This is a genomic window from Oceanobacillus massiliensis str. N'diop (assembly GCF_000285495.1).
GTDB lineage: Bacteria > Bacillota > Bacilli > Bacillales > Amphibacillaceae > Oceanobacillus > Oceanobacillus massiliensis.
In genome coordinates this window covers 805,393-821,660 of the sequence record NZ_HE610976.1, presented here as the reverse complement: position 1 = coordinate 821,660, position 16,268 = coordinate 805,393, and the positions used below count along the sequence as shown (strand labels likewise).

Genomic DNA, 16,268 nt, shown 5'->3' with positions numbered 1-16,268 from the left:
GACAGTGCATAAGGTTTGATGTATCCTCAATCCGGAAATGCACTATACTGCTGATCTGCCGATACAAAAAACGGAAAGCATAATGCCTTCCGTTTTAGATGCGGCCATTTTCATTTATCTGGATGAAAATGAATGTGAATGTTTTGGAGCATATTCGCATTTATACCAAGTGATAAACATGATAATTCCACTTAAAATAAGCAGAATGCTTGTTACGAAGAATACGGATGAGAATCCCCAAATTGCAGCGATCAATCCACCAAGTGCAGGTCCAATTATATTACCGAGGAAACGCAGGCTCGTATTGTAGCCGAGCATTTCTCCCTGCATCGATAACGGTGCTTCCTGTCTGATATAGGCTATCCTTAAGGGAACAATACCTCCTATGGAAACGCCTAACAGGAATCTGAGAATGACAAGCTGCCAGATGTTCGTGACAAATGCTCCGGGCATATAAACAATTCCGGCAAAGAACAAGAGGGCTATCAGTATTTTTATATAACCGACACTATCCCCGAGTTTTCCCCATTTCCTAGCCATTAAGAGGTTTCCTAACCCAGCTGCAGAAAAGGCCATTCCAGCGAAGAATGCAATATTGACTGATCCATGGATATCCTCAACAAATAATGAAAGGATAGGCTGAACACTGAAATGGGCAATTTGAACAAGTGCAGACAGCAGCATAACAACCAGCAATACTGGTTTATGAAGAATATGCTGGAGCACTTCTTTACTGGTATAGGACTTATAATCATCTATATCAGTTGATAATTTTAATTTTACTTCTTTCACGCCAAATGTAACGAGCAATCCGGAAATGAATATGGTAATGGCTACCCATTTAAACGAATTCGTATAACCGAATGCATCTGCTAAAGCCCCACCTAGCATAGGGCCCATTAATGAACCTGTAATACTTCCTGTCTGCAGTGTGCCAAGCACCTTGCCAGCGACATTCTTTGGTGTCTGTGTTGATATGAAAGCCTGTGACATGGGGATGAACCCAGTTACGATTCCCATAAACAGACGCAATAAAAAAAGTTGCCATACTGTAGTGGCAAACCCCATAAGAAAAACCGATATTCCTATGCCAAATGCAGAGATGATTAAAATCTTCTTTCTACCGTATTTATCCCCGAATCTTCCCCAGATCGGCGAGAAAATAAATGCTGCAATAAAAGTAACTGCAAAGGTTAAACCTGACCAGGTTTGAACATAGGAGTCGGAAAAGTTGCCCATTGATTCGATATATAATGAAATAAATGGAATTACCATCGTCATACTGCCACTGACAAAAAAGTTAGCAAACCACATGATAGCCAAATTACGTTTCAGCGATTGGTTTGTATCTATGATTATGAAGACCTTCTTTCTAAACATTTTATTTCGTTACTCTAAATATACACCTTCCCGAAATATATTGAAAGGGTTCTGCTCATAATTGAAATATATACCCATTTCGATAATTTCTGAATTTAATAAGGAAAGAGAAGTGCATTTTCGAAGTGGTTTTCTGCGGGTTAGCGAGAGCATGGCTGTGTCACCAGCATCTATCAAATGTAGACTCCTGTTATGTATAGAGCTAAAAATAAAATGGACGAATTCATGTTCATCTGAATTGGAAACCGTTATAATAGGAGTGAAAAGGAAGAGTGGTTTCTTGTAAACCTCGAAAAAGAATCCATTTGAAAAGGAGAAATCAAAAAATATGAAACTTAAATTAAAGTCTTTTGGATTGTTTCTTATAGCATTTGCAATATCGATTGGTATTGCACTGCCTGTTTCAGCGGCATCGAATACAATTTTAATATATGGCGAGAAACTGACAGATGCCCAGCGGAGTGAGGTTCGCAGCTCGCTGGATATCTCTGATAATGAAACCGTCGAAGAATATGATGTTACAGGGCAGGACTATGCAGATTATATTAATGGAAATCCGGATGCTAACATGTATTCATCCGCGCGCATCTTATTGGAAGAGGAAGGCGCTGGCCTGACAGTAAACATTGTTACACCGCAGAATATCACAGAAGTTACAACAGAAATGTATGAGAATGCGTTACTGACTGCAGGGGCTGAAAATGCCACAGTAGACGTTGTTTCCCCTGTTCGGGTAAGCGGCCATTCTGCATTGACAGGTATTTATAAAGCCTATGATGTAGAAGGGGAACAACTGGATAAAGAAAGGATGGAGCTTGCAAACGAAGAGCTGAATGTAGCAACAGACCTGGCAGAAAATGAAGATGTAAGTCAGGAAGATGTCAGCAAACTGCTGACCGAGATCAAACAAATGATTGCTGAACAAAATCCAGCTACGAGAGAAGATGTCGAGCAGATTGTCAGCGAACAGCTGCAAAATCTCAACATCAGTCTGAGTGAAGAGGACCGCCAGATGCTAGTGGATTTATTTGATAAAATGAGAGATCTGAATATTGATTTCGGTGCAGTGAAAAACCAGCTCGAGGATATCGCGAACACTGTAGCTGATAAGGCCGAGGAACTGGGATTGGATGCAGGTTTCTGGGAGAAGGTTGCCAATTTCTTCAGTGAAATTTTTGCATCGCTAAGTGACCTTTTCAGCGGATTGTCCAATTAAATAGCACGATAGATGCTGGCAGTACCTGATATATCCATCAAAAGCACTGCAGGGAGTCACGTAGCATCCATTGTAATTAAAAAATCCACGAAGCATGTCGAAATACATCGTGGATTTTTTACGCTAACCATGTAGCGTTCCGGAACTTCGTCGGCGTTTCGAATCTGTTTCAATAAAGCATGCTTTAAATAAAATAAAAAACGAAAAGCAGAACAAGCAGGTAGACTAGCAGGCTGAAACCTTGGAATTTAAGGTGGGCATAGATGCTGCCGTTAATTTTTTGGGAAGGGAGCGGTTTGTTTTTCCATTCATCCATATAGTCATCCTTGGACATCATCCCAAAAAATCTTCTGAATCCAAAGGTAATCCCATCAAAAAATCCGCCCATTATTGTGAGGGCAAGTAATCCGAGCAGCACATATATCATACATACATAAAAAACGATGTTTATATAATTGACAAGGCTATATGCAGAGGTTAAAGCAAAGAATAATATTATTGTTAAAACCGTGTTAAGCAGGAGCAAAAACCATTTATTTTTAAGTAGTTTCATTCTGATTCACCTTTTTGTTTTATATAAGAAGGATATATGGACTTAAAAAATTATTAAAGCAAACCGGCAATCGCTTCACTTCGACAATTATACCAAATTTCCCCCCTCATTAGAGGGATTTATTATATCATAATTCGTTACTAAAGTCTGATAATAAAAATTTTTTTACTTTTTTTAGGGGGCGAAAATAGGCATGAAGTAATACATTGAAGCGCTTACATTGAAATCTATTTGTTAAGAAAATTTAAAAATAGCTTTACAGACTTCTCTGATTAATTGTATAATTTGATTTGTAGCAGATTTGTCTACTTTTAGTAGATTCTATCTGTGAATATTCAGAATAATAGAAATTAGGGGAGGTCAACAGACAATGAAATTAAAATGGTCATTGTTGCTTGCACTTGGTTTGTTGCTAAGTGTGTTTCTAGTCGCATGTGGTGGTGGAGATGATTCATCAGAAGGTACAACGGACGAAACAGAAGAAACAACTGAGGGAGAGTCTACAGAAGGAGAATCTACCGAAGCAGAGGGCGAAAAAGTACTTAACTTAATTAACGGAGACACTATTCCATCAATGGATCCATCTATGGCTACTGATGAATATGGATTGCAGTTCCTTGGTGCTACAATGGAAGGTCTTTACCGTTTAGATGAAAACTCAGAACCAGTTGAAGGTATTGCAACTGAGCATTCTGTAAGTGAAGATGGACTTACATGGACATTCACATTACGCGAAGACGCAGTTTGGTCAAATGGTGACCCTGTAACTGCCAATGATTTTGTCTATGCATGGCAGCGTGCTGTTAACCCTGATACAGGATCAGAATATGGTCCATATATGATGGGTGGAGTTATCAAAAACGCAACTGCTGTTAACACTGGCGAAGTTGAAGTAGAAGAACTAGGTGTGACTGCCGAAGACGATTACACATTGGTAGTTGAACTTGAAAATCCAACACCTTATTTCGAATCCTTAACAACTTTCGGAACTTTCTTGCCATTAAATCAGAAATTCGTTGAAGAACAAGGTGACAGCTTTGCAACTAGCACTGATACTTTGTTATCCAATGGACCTTTCACTCTTAATAATTGGGAAAGCACAAGCAGTTCTTGGGAACTTGTGAAAAACGAAGATTACTGGGATGCTGAAACTGTACAATTAGATAAAATGACTTATGAAGTCGTAAAAGATCCACAAACTGCTGTAGACTTATATGAGTCTGGTGAAGTAGACCGTGCAGGCGTATCATCTGACCTTGTTGATCAGTATGCTACACATGAAGATTATGTTGTAACTCCAGAAACATCCGTATTTTATCTTAAAATGAACCAAACTAGAAATGATGCTCTTGCTAACACAAATATCCGTGCAGCAATCAGCCGTGCTTTTGACAAGCAATCTCTAGTTGACGTTATCCTAAACAACGGTTCTATCGTTGCTAATGGTCTGGTACCAGCAGACTTCACTCCAATTCCTGAATCTGGAGAAGACTTCCGCGAAGTAAGTGGCGACCTTGTTACTTATGATGTTGAAGCAGCTCTGGAATTCTGGGAAAAAGGTTTAGAAGAGCTTGGAACAGATTCTGTAGAAATTGAATTGCTTGGCGGCGATGCAGAAACTTCTAAAGTAATGAACGAATACATTGCTAACCAATTGCAAACTAACCTGCCTGGTTTAACAGTTTCCTTAAAGCAAGTACCATTTGAACAGCGTCTGGACTTAGACACTGCCATGGATTATGACTTGCAGGTTGCTGGATGGGGCCCTGACTACCTGGATCCGAACACTTTCTTGAACCTATGGTTGACAGATGGCGGAAACAATAAAATGGGCTTCTCTAACTCAGAGTATGATGAATTAGTAAACGCAACTTCAACTGATCTTGCAACAGATAACGTTGCTCGTTACGAAAACTTCTTAGAAGCAGAGAAACTTCTGTTCGAAGAGGCAGCAATTGCTCCAATCTATCAAAGTGCAATGGCACAATTGGTTTCACCAAAAGTACAAGGCGTCTTTGTTAACCCATTCGGTGCTACTTACGAATACAAATGGGCTACAGCAGGATCTGCTGAATAATTAATTGGTGAATACTATAAAGAAAATAGATTGATCAACTTATAGAATAAGAGAGTATCTGAACCTTTGGTTGGTACTCTCTTATTCCCTTTTAATGAAAAAATCTTACAATATAGAAGATTTTCAAAATATAAATAATCTCAACTAATTAGGAGGTGCAGAGATGGCTCGCTATATTTTACGCCGTATTTTTTACATGGCAATAACTTTATTTATTATCGCATCTGTTTCTTTCTTTCTTATGAAGATGCTGCCTGGTAGTCCGCTGAACGCAGAAGATAAATTAACTGAACAGCAGAAGGAAATCGTTCTGGAAAAATATGGATTGAATGATCCTGTCCCAGTTCAATATGTGAGCTATTTAGGAGGACTTGTACAAGGAGATTTAGGCCTCTCGTTCGCATTCGATAATACACCAGTTTCAAAAATTTTGATGGATAGAATCGGTCCTTCATTACAATTAGGGGCGCAAGCATTGTTAGTAGGAACAATTTTAGGTATCCTCTTAGGGTTAATCTCCGCGATATCTCACAATGGTTTCCTGGACTATTCCTCCACCATTCTTGCTGTTCTAGGTACATCTATCCCATCTTTTGTACTTGCAGGGATGCTGCAATGGTATTTAGCAGTTGAATTTGAATTATTCCCTGTTGCGTTATGGGGTACATTCGAACATACGGTGCTTCCTACAATTGCATTGATGATTTTCCCGCTGGCAACTGCAGCGCGTTTTACACGGACAGAAATGATAGAAGTTATGGGTTCTCCCTACATAACTACTGCACGTGCCAAAGGATTGACTGAATACGGTATTATCTTTAGACATGGTCTAAGAAATGCACTGATTCCGTTGGTAACGGTTATGGGACCAATGGCAGTAAGTTTAATGACTGGTACACTGGTTATTGAAGAAATCTTCGCTGTTCCAGGAATTGGGGAGCAATTTGTTAAGTCGGTTATGGTTAATGATTACCCTACTATTATGGGAACAACACTTCTATTTGCATTTTTGTTTGTTGTGATCATTTTAGTAATTGACATCCTATATGTATTAATCGACCCTAGAATTAGACTTACAGGGGGAGAGAGTTAACATGGAAAAAGATAATCAGAATAATATTCCAAAAGAATTGCTTGTTCCTCTTAAAAGTCAAGAAGATACAAGTGAAAAGATATCTGGACCAAGCAGGACATTTTTGCAAGATGCTAGAAGAACCTTCTTTAAAAACAAATTGGCTCTCTTCTTCAGTGCGATTATCTTGGTCATTGTCATTATGAGTATTATCGGGCCGGGAATGAATGATCATCAATTGGATGATCAGGACCTGTCAAGGGCGAAAATGCCTCCGTATGCACCAGTATTGAAAAATATTTCCTGGCTTGGCTTCGACGGAACTCTGAAAGATGAATTCAAGGGCGATGATGTTGAGCAGGCGACCAGTAATGCAATTGCCAGGTATGACAATCAAGAGGATTTCATCGACATTAAAGTATTGTCAGAAGGTGATGGCAGTAAGGATTCTGCTGAAGTAAAGGCCACTTATCATGTCTACGAAGCTAAAGACATGACAGATCAGTATTTCTGGCTGGGTACGGATACATTGGGTCGTGACCAATGGACAAGACTCTGGTTAGGTACAAGGGTTTCTTTGATTATTGCGTTAGTAGCTGCAGTAATTGACTTAGTTGTTGGTGTCGCCTATGGCGGAATTTCCGCATATTATGGAGGAAAAGTCGACAATATCATGCAGCGGATAATCGAGGTTCTCGTCGGTATACCGAACTTAGTAATTATCCTCCTGATGGTCATCGTGCTTAAGCCAGGTATAACATCGATTATTATTGCTCTGTCTCTGACGGGCTGGATAGGTATGGCCCGTATTGTAAGGGGAGAAGTACTCAAGCTTAAAAATCAGGAGTTTGTGCTTGCGGCAAGAACGCTGGGTACACCGGATAGAAAAATAATATTAAAACACTTAGTACCGAATATCAGCGGTATTATCATCATTAACACAATGTTTACTATACCAAGTGCGATTTTCTTTGAAGCATTTTTGAGTTTTATCGGTTTAGGACTAGTTCCGCCAGACGCTTCACTTGGTACGTTAATCAATACAGGATTTGATAACTTAAGATTATATCCATATCTATTGGTATTCCCTGCAGTTCTGATTTCTATAATTATGATTGCATTTAACCTAATAGGTGATGGACTAAGAGATGCATTCGACCCTAAAATGCATAAATAATAAGGTAGGTGTCACTAAATGAGTAAATTATTGGAAGTAAAAGATTTAAGGGTATCATTTAACACCTACAACGGTGAAGTGCAAGCTGTTCGTGGTGTGAACTTTGATTTGAATAAAGGTGAGACATTAGCGATAGTTGGAGAATCCGGTTCAGGGAAATCGGTGACCTCCATGTCATTGATGCAATTGCTCCCGAAACCGCATGGTGTGATCAAGTCAGGTCAAATCCTTTTTGAAGGAGAAGACCTGGTAAATAAATCCAGTCAGGCAATGCAAAAAATAAGAGGGAAAGATATTTCGATGGTCTTTCAGGATCCGATGTCCGCTCTTAATCCTACAATGAAAGTAGGAAATCAGATTATAGAAGGACTTATTAAACACCAAAATATGAATCGTACTGATGCTAAGAAAAAGGCGATAGAACTTTTGGATTTAGTAGGGATTCCACAACCTGAAGTAAGAATGACACAATTTCCTCACCAATTTTCCGGTGGTATGCGTCAGCGCGTTGTAGTAGCGATTGCATTGGCATGTAATCCCAAAATATTGATTGCAGATGAGCCTACTACAGCTCTGGATGTTACTATCCAGGCGCAAATCCTTGAACTGATGAAGGATATTCAGAAAGAGACAGATAGTGCAATCATCTTTATTACGCATGATTTGGGTGTAGTAGCGAATGTTGCAGATAGGGTTGCGGTAATGTACGCAGGTAAAATAGTTGAAATTGGAACAACTGAGGATATTTTCTATAATCCGAAACATCCATATACATGGGGACTTTTAGGATCCATGCCAACATTGGACAGTGAAGAGGAAGAGCTATTTGCCATCCCGGGAACTCCTCCTGATATGCTTAATCCGCCTACTGGTGATGCTTTTGCTGCAAGAAATCAATTTGCCTTGGAAATTGATAAGGTCATGGAACCGCCAATGTTTAAGGTGTCTGATACGCATTATGCAGCGACATGGTTACTGCATGAGGACGCTCCAAAGGTAGAACCACCTGAATCTGTAAAACGCAGAATGCAAGGATTTTCTAATACAGGCGGTGACAAGTAATGGAACAAGAAAAATTATTAGAAGTAATCGATCTTAAAAAGCACTTTCATGCAGGACGCAATAAACAAACAAAAGCTGTTGATGGAATCACCTTTGATGTTTATAAAGGGGAAACCTTCGGACTGGTTGGTGAATCCGGGTGCGGGAAATCAACGACCGGGAGAACCATTATCCGCCTCTATGATGCAACAAGCGGACAGGTCCGTTTTAAAGAGGAAGATGTTCATGGGAAAAAGTCAAAAAGCGATCTCCTGAAATTCAACAGGAAGATGCAGATGATTTTTCAGGATCCATCGTCTTCCCTCAATCCGAGAATGACAGTTATGGATATCATTGCGGAAGGTATTGATGTTCATGGACTGGCTAAGAACGAAAAGGAACGCAAAAATAGAGTGGAAGAACTCTTAGAAGTAGTTGGTTTGAATAAGGAGCACGCATCCCGCTTTCCTCATGAATTTAGTGGCGGACAAAGACAACGTATCGGCATTGCCCGTGCGCTTGCTGTTGAACCCGAACTAATCATTGCGGATGAGCCAATCTCTGCCCTGGATGTATCCATTCAGGCACAGGTTGTTAATCTATTGAAGAAACTTCAAAAGGATCACGGACTGACATATCTATTTATTGCCCATGACCTTTCAATGGTGAAATATATCAGTGATAGAATCGGGGTTATGTATTTTGGTAATATGGTAGAATTGGCTGACAGTGATGAATTATATAAGAACCCAATTCATCCCTATACCAAGTCTCTTTTATCAGCGATTCCACTGCCGGATCCAAGATATGAACGTACAAGGAAACGTGTTGCTTACGATCCATCTGTACATGATACCAGTGAAGAGCCGCAATTCAGAGAAGTGAAGCCAAGACACTGGGTACGTTGCACAACGAAAGAATTTGAGCAGTATCAACTGGAAATAGAAAAGAATAACTAAAGTAGATTGTAAATTATCCTTGCTATGTTTATTGCATAGCGGGGATTTTTTTGTTTTTCTCATTCATTTTGTCTATATAGCGCTAAATATGTTATGAAAAGAGGGGCGAATGTCACAAACCTATTACATTTGTAACAATACCATGCTATTCGGTAATCCTTGTAATAGACTCTTAAACCTCCTGTAACTGTAATAAGTATTTCGCTGTGATAGTATTAAGAATGTCAGAAATTCAAGGAGGTACTTTAGATGAGAAAACTAGTAGCGGCAATTGCTGCAGGCATTATTATTGCTGGCACAGCTGCAACAAGCGTTTCGGCTGAAGAACATGAAGTAAAACAGGGAGAAAATCTTTGGAAAATAGCAGATGAATATAACACTACTGTTGAAGAGTTAATTAACATAAATGATTTGAAAGATACAGTGATACACCCGAAAGATTTACTTTATATTAATGACACATATGCGGTTAAACGCGGTGACACATTAATAGATATCAGTAAAGAATATGATATAACAGTAGAAGAATTAAGAGAATGGAATGACCTGAAAACCGATTTAATCGTAATTGGTCAAGAATTATATATTAAAGGTGTCAATGTAAAAGAAGAAGACGCAAAGCCAGCTGAAAAAGCCGAGAAGAAGCAAGAAAAACAAGGTACAGAAAGTGCAGCAAAAGTTAAAACCGAGTCAGCAAGTGATTCAGAGCAGGCTCCAAAGGGAAAAACTATTTCAGTTTCAGCAACTGCATACACTGCAAAATGTGATGGATGTTCAGGTATTACATATACCGGTATTGACCTTAATAAGAATCCAAATGCAAAAGTCATTGCTGTAGATCCAAACGTGATTCCTTTAGGCTCTGAAGTCTATGTTGAAGGCTATGGATACGCGACTGCAGCAGATATAGGTGGAGCAATTAAAGGTAATGAAATAGATATTCATGTTCCAACTGATAAAGAAGCTGTAAGCTATGGTATTCAAACAATTGATGTAACAATTGTAGAATAATCATAAATCCCAGTAATAATAAAACTCAAAATTAAAAGGAAAGCACTTATATTATGTGCTTTCCTTTTTTAATTGGTGGTTAAACATCTATATTTAGACTTTTATAATTTAATTTCAGTGGAGTATCCTTTTTCTTCAATTACTTCGTTTGGCTCATCATGCAGATTATTATATCCAACAATACCAATTCCCAGAATAATAGTTACAAATAATGCCAGTAAAATCTTTCTCATCCATCACTGCCTCCATAGTTTATGTTTCTAACTATTAGTATAGTAGATATAATTAGAAAACTCCATAGGGAAAAACAGTAAATTTGACAAATTATCCTAAAAAGCAACAATTTTTGCAGTTTGCGTCCGTTAAACATTTCAGGAGGTTTATGTTAAACTTAGAATGGTTATATATTTGATTGTTTAAAGCTATTAACAAGTATAATTAAGGGGGATTTTAACTCATGGTCAGTAAGGCACTCGATCATTTTTTAAATGATAATATTGCAGATTTAAAACAGCGTGGATTATATAATGAGATTGATACAGTTCAAGGAGCAAATGGGCCGTTAATCAAAATAGAAGGAAAAGAGCTTATCAATCTTTCTTCTAATAATTATCTTGGCCTGGCTACAGATGAACGACTGAAAAATGTGGCGAAAGAGGCTGTGGATTCTCATGGTGTTGGTGCAGGAGCTGTTCGGACGATAAATGGTACCCTTGACCTCCATAGCAATTTGGAAAAAACGATTGCCAAATTCAAAGGAACAGAAGCGGTTATTTCCTATCAATCTGGATTTAATTGCAATATGGCGGCCATTTCCGCAGTAATGGATAAAAATGATGCCATTCTTTCGGATGCATTAAATCATGCATCCATAATTGATGGATGCCGTCTTTCCAAGGCGAAGATTATTCCATTTGCACACTCTGATATGAATGATTTGCGCCAAAAGGCAAAAGAAGCAGTTGATTCGGGTAAATATAATAAAATAATGGTTATTACAGATGGCGTTTTTTCAATGGATGGAGATATTGCGAAGCTTCCGGAGATCGTTGAAATCGCTGAAGAATTTGATTTGATTACATATGTGGATGATGCACATGGCTCAGGTGTTACTGGAAAAGGTGCAGGTACGGTTAAGCATTTTGGCTTGCAGGATAAAGTAGATTTTCAAATGGGAACATTGTCAAAAGCAATAGGGGTTATCGGCGGATATGTGGCAGGCAAATCCAATTTGATTGATTGGCTGAAAGTACGTTCCCGCCCATTTCTATTCTCGACGGCAGTTTCACCAGCAGATGCAGTTGCCAGTACAAGGGCCATTGAGCTGCTGATGGAAAGTACAGAACTAAATGAGAAACTATGGGAAAATGGGAATTATTTGAAAGAGGGCTTGAAAAAATTAGGATTTGATATTGGAGAAAGTGAAACACCAATCACACCCTGTATTATTGGGGAAGAAAAGGACGCACAGAAATTCAGCAAGCGGCTTTATGAAGAAGGTGTGTATGCAAAAGCGATTGTTTTCCCGACTGTACCGCGTGGAACCGGCCGTGTACGAAATATGCCAACGGCCGCCCATACAAAGGAAATGCTGGATAATGCCATTGCTATCTATGAAAAAGTCGGTAAAGAAATGAACTTAATATAAATGGATTTAAAAGACCTGTAAGAGAGGATTTACGAAATGAAGAAGATTTTAGTCACTGGGGCGCTCGGACAGATTGGTTCTGAGCTTACAAGTAAACTGCGTGAAATATATGGTTCTGATAATGTAATCGGGACAGATATCCGTAAAATAGATGGACAGCAAGAGCAAGGCCCATTTGAGCTGGTGGACGTAACCGACGGAAAGCAATTGTTTGATATTGCCAAACGATACGAAGTGGATACAATCATGCATCTTGCTGCACTTTTATCTGCCAAGGCAGAATCTTTCCCGAAGGTAGCCTGGGATATTAACATGGGAGGATTGGTCAATGCGCTGGAGGTGTCAAAAAATCTCGATTTGCAGTTCTTTACACCAAGTTCGATTGGCGCATTTGGTCCAACAACTCCCAAAGATCAAACCCCACAGGATACATTTCAGCGTCCGACAACCATGTATGGAGTAAATAAGGTTGCCGGTGAACTATTATGTGATTATTACTATCATCGGTTTAATATCGATACAAGGGGCGTACGTTTTCCTGGTCTGATTTCCTACGTGGCACCGCCGGGCGGAGGAACCACAGACTATGCTGTGGAAATCTATTATGAAGCTATCAAACATAATGCCTATGAATCTTATATTGCTGAAGGGACATACATGGATATGATGTATATGCCGGATGCTTTGAATGCCATTATCAAGCTCATGGAGGCCGATCCCAGCAGGCTGGTACACCGTAATGCATTCAATATATCGGCAATCTCGGCCCAGCCGGGAGATTTCGCCAATGCCATACGCAAGCACCTTCCTGATTTTAAATTGTCCTATAAAGTCGATCCTGTCAGACAGCAAATTGCAGAAAGCTGGCCGAATTCGATTGACTCCGCGGCCGCGGCGAACGAATGGGGATTTAAGGCAGACTATGACATTGACCGAATGACAAAAGAAATGCTTGAAAAAGTAAGTACGAAATTTAATGTGAAGCAATAATAAAAGAACCTAATCTGTGCGTCTATTTCAATCCGCAGATTAGGTCTTTTTTGTTCTATCCAGATGCCCGGAGGCACAATCCGGAAAAAGAGCCGGACTTTTCACGAAGGAAAATTGTCCGGCCCTTATTTTTGTTTTTCGCGTAAGGTTTTAGTACATTCCGCTTATCTGTTTTTGCAGCTTACGATCCTGTACATATTCATCGTAGCTCATTTCTTTATCGATAATCCCGGATGGTGTAATCTCGATAAGGCGATTAGCAATACTATTGATAAACTGATGATCGTGTGACGTGAACAGAATAGCCCCTTTAAATTTAATCAATCCATTATTCAAGGATTGGATGGATTCAAGATCCAAGTGGTTTGTTGGCTCATCAAGCATAAGCACATTTGCATGGGAAAGCATCATTTTGGAGAGCATGCAGCGCACCTTTTCTCCCCCTGATAATACATCTGCTTTCTTAAGTGCCTCTTCACCTGAGAACAGCATTCTTCCTAAGAATCCACGCAAGAATGTCTCAGTCTCATCTTCTGGAGAATATTGGCGAAGCCAGTCAACCAATGTTAAATCGCCATTCTCGAAGTATTTGGCATTATCCTTAGGAAAGTAGGATTGGGAAGTCGTGACACCCCATTTATAGGTTCCTTCGTCAGGTTCCATTTCACCGGCAAGGATTTTAAGCAATGTGGTTTTGGCGATATCATCTTTACCGACAAGGGCGAGTTTGTCATCCTTGTTCATAATGAAGCTGACATTATCAAGAACCTTCACATCCCCAATTATTTTCGTTAATCCTTCGACACGCAATAGATCATTCCCAATCTCACGTTCAGGAGTGAATGCAATATAAGGATACTTGCGTGAGGATGGTTTAATATCATCGAGCGAAATATTGTCGAGCATCTTCTTACGGGAAGTAGCTTGCTTCGATTTAGATGCATTCGCACTAAACCTTGCGATAAAGGCTTGCAATTCCTTTATCTTTTCTTCCTTCTTTTTGTTGGCATCCTGTGCCATTTGCGTAGCGAGCTGACTTGATTCATACCAGAAATCATAGTTTCCGATATATACTTGGATTTTCCCAAAGTCGACATCTGCAATATGTGTACATACTTTATTCAGGAAGTGCCTGTCATGGGATACAACGATAACAGTATTTTCGAAGTTAATCAGGAATTCCTCAAGCCATTGGATCGCCTGGATATCCAGACCGTTTGTTGGCTCATCCAAAAGGAGAATATCAGGACTGCCAAATAAGGCCTGTGCTAGCAATATCTTTACCTTCTGATCCCCGGGAATCTCAGACATTTTCATGTCGTGAAGGGATTCTTCAATGCCAAGACCTTTTAGCAAAACGGCGGCATCTGATTCAGCTTCCCAACCGTTCATTTCAGCGAATTCACCCTCGAGTTCAGCTGCCCGCATTCCGTCTTCCTCGGAAAAATCAGCCTTCATATAAATAGCATCCTTTTCCTGTTTTACTTTATATAATTTTTCATGCCCCATTAGTACCGTTTCAAGTACGTCATATTCTTCATAAGCATAGTGATCCTGTTTCAATACAGTAAGCCGTTCACCGGGAGACATAGATACATTACCGCTTTGCGGTTCTATTTCACCAGATAATACTTTTAGGAAAGTGGATTTTCCTGCTCCATTTGCGCCAATTACCCCATAGCAGTTTCCGGAAGTAAACTTTAGATTTACATCCTCAAACAACTTTTTATCACCATATCGTAAACTAACATTAGTAACAGTTATCATTCGTGGTTTTTCCTCCAATAAAAATAAATAGTAATCATGGTAAGCTTACGTTATTTAGCGCAACAATGCAAGAAGTCGACGCTATTCTTTAGGAGGTTCTAGGGATTGACAAATTGTAATACGAAGGAACGAGTAAGTCCCTATTAAATAGGTAGGTATTTTTTTATTTACAAAAAACATCTTGTATAATCGCTGATTTTTTGTAATAGTAGTACAAAAGGTTATATTTTTTGAATCAGCATGCAATGAAAAGATCGCCCAATCTTTGGGGAGGGGGAAAGAAAATGGGTGAAAAGATGATTTACTTTCTTTTTACTGATACGGGAAGCTATTTATCCAAAGCGATAAATTATTATACAAAACGAACAATGAACCATGTATCGATCGGTTTTGACCCAGAATTAAAGGAGTTATACAGCTTTGGCAGGAAGCAGCCAAGAAATCCTTTTATTGGAGGGTTCATCGAAGAGGATGTCCAAAGTGAACTATTGAAGAAGGCATCCTGTGAATTATACCGTTTTGCGGTTTCGGATGAAGACTATCAATCCATTATTGGCAATATCAAAGAGATTGAAGCAAGAAAGAGATATTATAAATATAATTTTATCGGTCTTTTTGGTGTCATGCTTGATATTGAAATCAATCGTAAATCGGCATTCTTTTGTTCGCAATTCGTTGCCACAGTATTAAGGGATCTGGATAAATTCCAATTCGATAAGCCAGCCTGCTTCATTACACCTTCAGATATTCGAAATTACCCCGGAATGGAACTTATTTATGAAGGAGTTCTTGAGGATTATCAGAAACTGAACGATCGTACAGAGGAAGAGCAGATATTGCCTAAGCAATCATTTATTTTTCTTTTATCCAACCGATTCAAACGTCTTGTCATAAAGTAAGAGCCAAATACACTGTACTTGGTTCTTTTTATTTTCAGGCCCCTTTCTGAAGTATTGTTGTATATACAATTGAAAGAAACTAGAAGCGGTGATCGTCCCCACTCCGGAAATACACTTCGCTTTCCCGCTGGAGTCTCCATGTATTTCCTCCGCTATGATTTGGCTTTCTGAATCAAATTGCAGATATTCGATTCGATGTAATTTGATGATATGCTTTATCGCGCTTCGGGAATACACTGCGCTTTTCGCGGGCTCGCGATGAGCCAGGGTACGACTTGCGTTTGCTTCCTTGTTCCCTTGCACCGAGGAAGCCAGCTTCGAAGCGTTACTGGCAGACGCAGGTGCATCTAGTGGGGTCTTATCGTCTTCGCTTTTTCTGAAGACAAAAAAGCCAAAGTGAATTTCCCCATTTCTATGCTGCCCTGTCAATTATTTATAGAAATTATAGTGTGGTAATCGCCACTCCGGAAATACACTA

Annotated in this window: 14 protein-coding genes; 10 read left to right on the top strand and 4 right to left on the bottom strand. The window is 39.4% G+C overall.

Annotation, left to right across the window (positions count from 1 at the left end):
* Positions 1-114 precede the first annotated feature (114 nt).
* Positions 115-1,380 carry an MFS transporter gene (locus OMHG_RS03910; protein ID WP_010648499.1) on the bottom strand — a complete coding sequence of 422 codons (1,266 nt, stop codon included), beginning with the start codon at positions 1,378-1,380 and terminating at the stop codon, positions 115-117.
* Positions 1,381-1,708: 328 nt separating this feature from the next.
* On the opposite strand from OMHG_RS03910, the gene OMHG_RS03905 reads away from it, so the two are divergent.
* Positions 1,709-2,596, top strand: coding sequence for a DUF1002 domain-containing protein (locus OMHG_RS03905; protein WP_010648497.1), 888 nt, complete (start codon positions 1,709-1,711; stop codon positions 2,594-2,596).
* Positions 2,597-2,780: 184 nt separating this feature from the next.
* Here the strand turns inward: OMHG_RS03905 and OMHG_RS03900 are convergent, their stop codons facing one another.
* Positions 2,781-3,149 carry a DUF3899 domain-containing protein gene (locus OMHG_RS03900; protein ID WP_010648495.1) on the bottom strand — a complete coding sequence of 123 codons (369 nt, stop codon included), beginning with the start codon at positions 3,147-3,149 and terminating at the stop codon, positions 2,781-2,783.
* 370 nt (positions 3,150-3,519) lie between these two features.
* On the opposite strand from OMHG_RS03900, the gene OMHG_RS03895 reads away from it, so the two are divergent.
* From OMHG_RS03895 to OMHG_RS03870, 6 genes are all read left to right on the top strand, one after another.
* Positions 3,520-5,226: a peptide ABC transporter substrate-binding protein gene (locus OMHG_RS03895; RefSeq protein ID WP_010648492.1), complete on the top strand. Its 1,707-nt coding sequence runs from the start codon at positions 3,520-3,522 to the stop codon at positions 5,224-5,226.
* A 163-nt stretch (positions 5,227-5,389) separates the two neighbouring features.
* Positions 5,390-6,319 carry an oligopeptide ABC transporter permease gene (opp3b, locus tag OMHG_RS03890; protein ID WP_010648490.1) on the top strand — a complete coding sequence of 310 codons (930 nt, stop codon included), beginning with the start codon at positions 5,390-5,392 and terminating at the stop codon, positions 6,317-6,319.
* 1 nt (position 6,320) lies between these two features.
* A complete protein-coding gene (gene opp3C, locus OMHG_RS03885) occupies positions 6,321-7,475 on the top strand; it encodes an oligopeptide ABC transporter permease (protein WP_010648489.1) in 1,155 nt (384 codons plus the stop codon).
* 18 nt (positions 7,476-7,493) lie between these two features.
* Positions 7,494-8,537, top strand: a complete 1,044-nt coding sequence (locus OMHG_RS03880) for an ABC transporter ATP-binding protein (protein ID WP_010648488.1) — start codon at positions 7,494-7,496, stop codon at positions 8,535-8,537.
* Positions 8,537-9,475: an ABC transporter ATP-binding protein gene (locus OMHG_RS03875; protein ID WP_010648487.1), complete on the top strand. Its 939-nt coding sequence runs from the start codon at positions 8,537-8,539 to the stop codon at positions 9,473-9,475. Before OMHG_RS03880 ends, OMHG_RS03875 begins: the two co-directional genes overlap by 1 nt.
* A gap of 249 nt (positions 9,476-9,724) precedes the next feature.
* Positions 9,725-10,486, top strand: a complete 762-nt coding sequence (locus OMHG_RS03870; RefSeq protein ID WP_010648485.1) for a 3D domain-containing protein — start codon at positions 9,725-9,727, stop codon at positions 10,484-10,486.
* Between the two features lie 101 nt (positions 10,487-10,587).
* Here the strand turns inward: OMHG_RS03870 and OMHG_RS19215 are convergent, their stop codons facing one another.
* Positions 10,588-10,719: a hypothetical protein gene (locus OMHG_RS19215; RefSeq protein WP_010648484.1), complete on the bottom strand. Its 132-nt coding sequence runs from the start codon at positions 10,717-10,719 to the stop codon at positions 10,588-10,590.
* Between the two features lie 224 nt (positions 10,720-10,943).
* On the opposite strand from OMHG_RS19215, the gene OMHG_RS03865 reads away from it, so the two are divergent.
* Positions 10,944-12,134 (top strand): glycine C-acetyltransferase, encoded by a 1,191-nt coding sequence (locus tag OMHG_RS03865; protein WP_010648482.1) that lies wholly within the window; start codon positions 10,944-10,946, stop codon positions 12,132-12,134.
* Between the two features lie 36 nt (positions 12,135-12,170).
* Complete coding sequence (locus OMHG_RS03860) at positions 12,171-13,124, top strand: L-threonine 3-dehydrogenase (protein ID WP_010648480.1); 954 nt, start codon at positions 12,171-12,173, stop codon at positions 13,122-13,124.
* 150 nt (positions 13,125-13,274) lie between these two features.
* Here the strand turns inward: OMHG_RS03860 and OMHG_RS03855 are convergent, their stop codons facing one another.
* Positions 13,275-14,891 (bottom strand): ABC-F family ATP-binding cassette domain-containing protein, encoded by a 1,617-nt coding sequence (locus OMHG_RS03855; RefSeq protein ID WP_010648478.1) that lies wholly within the window; start codon positions 14,889-14,891, stop codon positions 13,275-13,277.
* 284 nt (positions 14,892-15,175) lie between these two features.
* On the opposite strand from OMHG_RS03855, the gene OMHG_RS03850 reads away from it, so the two are divergent.
* Complete coding sequence (locus tag OMHG_RS03850; protein WP_010648475.1) at positions 15,176-15,790, top strand: hypothetical protein; 615 nt, start codon at positions 15,176-15,178, stop codon at positions 15,788-15,790.
* The last annotated feature ends 478 nt before the right edge of the window (positions 15,791-16,268 follow it).

Bases quoted from the DNA above. Each gene is read 5' to 3' on its own strand.
- OMHG_RS03910 (WP_010648499.1), bottom strand. From the start codon at position 1,380: ATGTTTAGAAAGAAGGTCTTCATAATCATAGATACAAACCAATCGCTG.
- OMHG_RS03905 (WP_010648497.1), top strand. From the start codon at position 1,709: ATGAAACTTAAATTAAAGTCTTTTGGATTGTTTCTTATAGCATTTGCA.
- OMHG_RS03900 (WP_010648495.1), bottom strand. From the start codon at position 3,149: ATGAAACTACTTAAAAATAAATGGTTTTTGCTCCTGCTTAACACGGTT.
- OMHG_RS03895 (WP_010648492.1), top strand. From the start codon at position 3,520: ATGAAATTAAAATGGTCATTGTTGCTTGCACTTGGTTTGTTGCTAAGT.
- opp3b (WP_010648490.1), top strand. From the start codon at position 5,390: ATGGCTCGCTATATTTTACGCCGTATTTTTTACATGGCAATAACTTTA.
- opp3C (WP_010648489.1), top strand. From the start codon at position 6,321: ATGGAAAAAGATAATCAGAATAATATTCCAAAAGAATTGCTTGTTCCT.
- OMHG_RS03880 (WP_010648488.1), top strand. From the start codon at position 7,494: ATGAGTAAATTATTGGAAGTAAAAGATTTAAGGGTATCATTTAACACC.
- OMHG_RS03875 (WP_010648487.1), top strand. From the start codon at position 8,537: ATGGAACAAGAAAAATTATTAGAAGTAATCGATCTTAAAAAGCACTTT.
- OMHG_RS03870 (WP_010648485.1), top strand. From the start codon at position 9,725: ATGAGAAAACTAGTAGCGGCAATTGCTGCAGGCATTATTATTGCTGGC.
- OMHG_RS19215 (WP_010648484.1), bottom strand. From the start codon at position 10,719: ATGAGAAAGATTTTACTGGCATTATTTGTAACTATTATTCTGGGAATT.
- OMHG_RS03865 (WP_010648482.1), top strand. From the start codon at position 10,944: ATGGTCAGTAAGGCACTCGATCATTTTTTAAATGATAATATTGCAGAT.
- OMHG_RS03860 (WP_010648480.1), top strand. From the start codon at position 12,171: ATGAAGAAGATTTTAGTCACTGGGGCGCTCGGACAGATTGGTTCTGAG.
- OMHG_RS03855 (WP_010648478.1), bottom strand. From the start codon at position 14,891: ATGATAACTGTTACTAATGTTAGTTTACGATATGGTGATAAAAAGTTG.
- OMHG_RS03850 (WP_010648475.1), top strand. From the start codon at position 15,176: ATGGGTGAAAAGATGATTTACTTTCTTTTTACTGATACGGGAAGCTAT.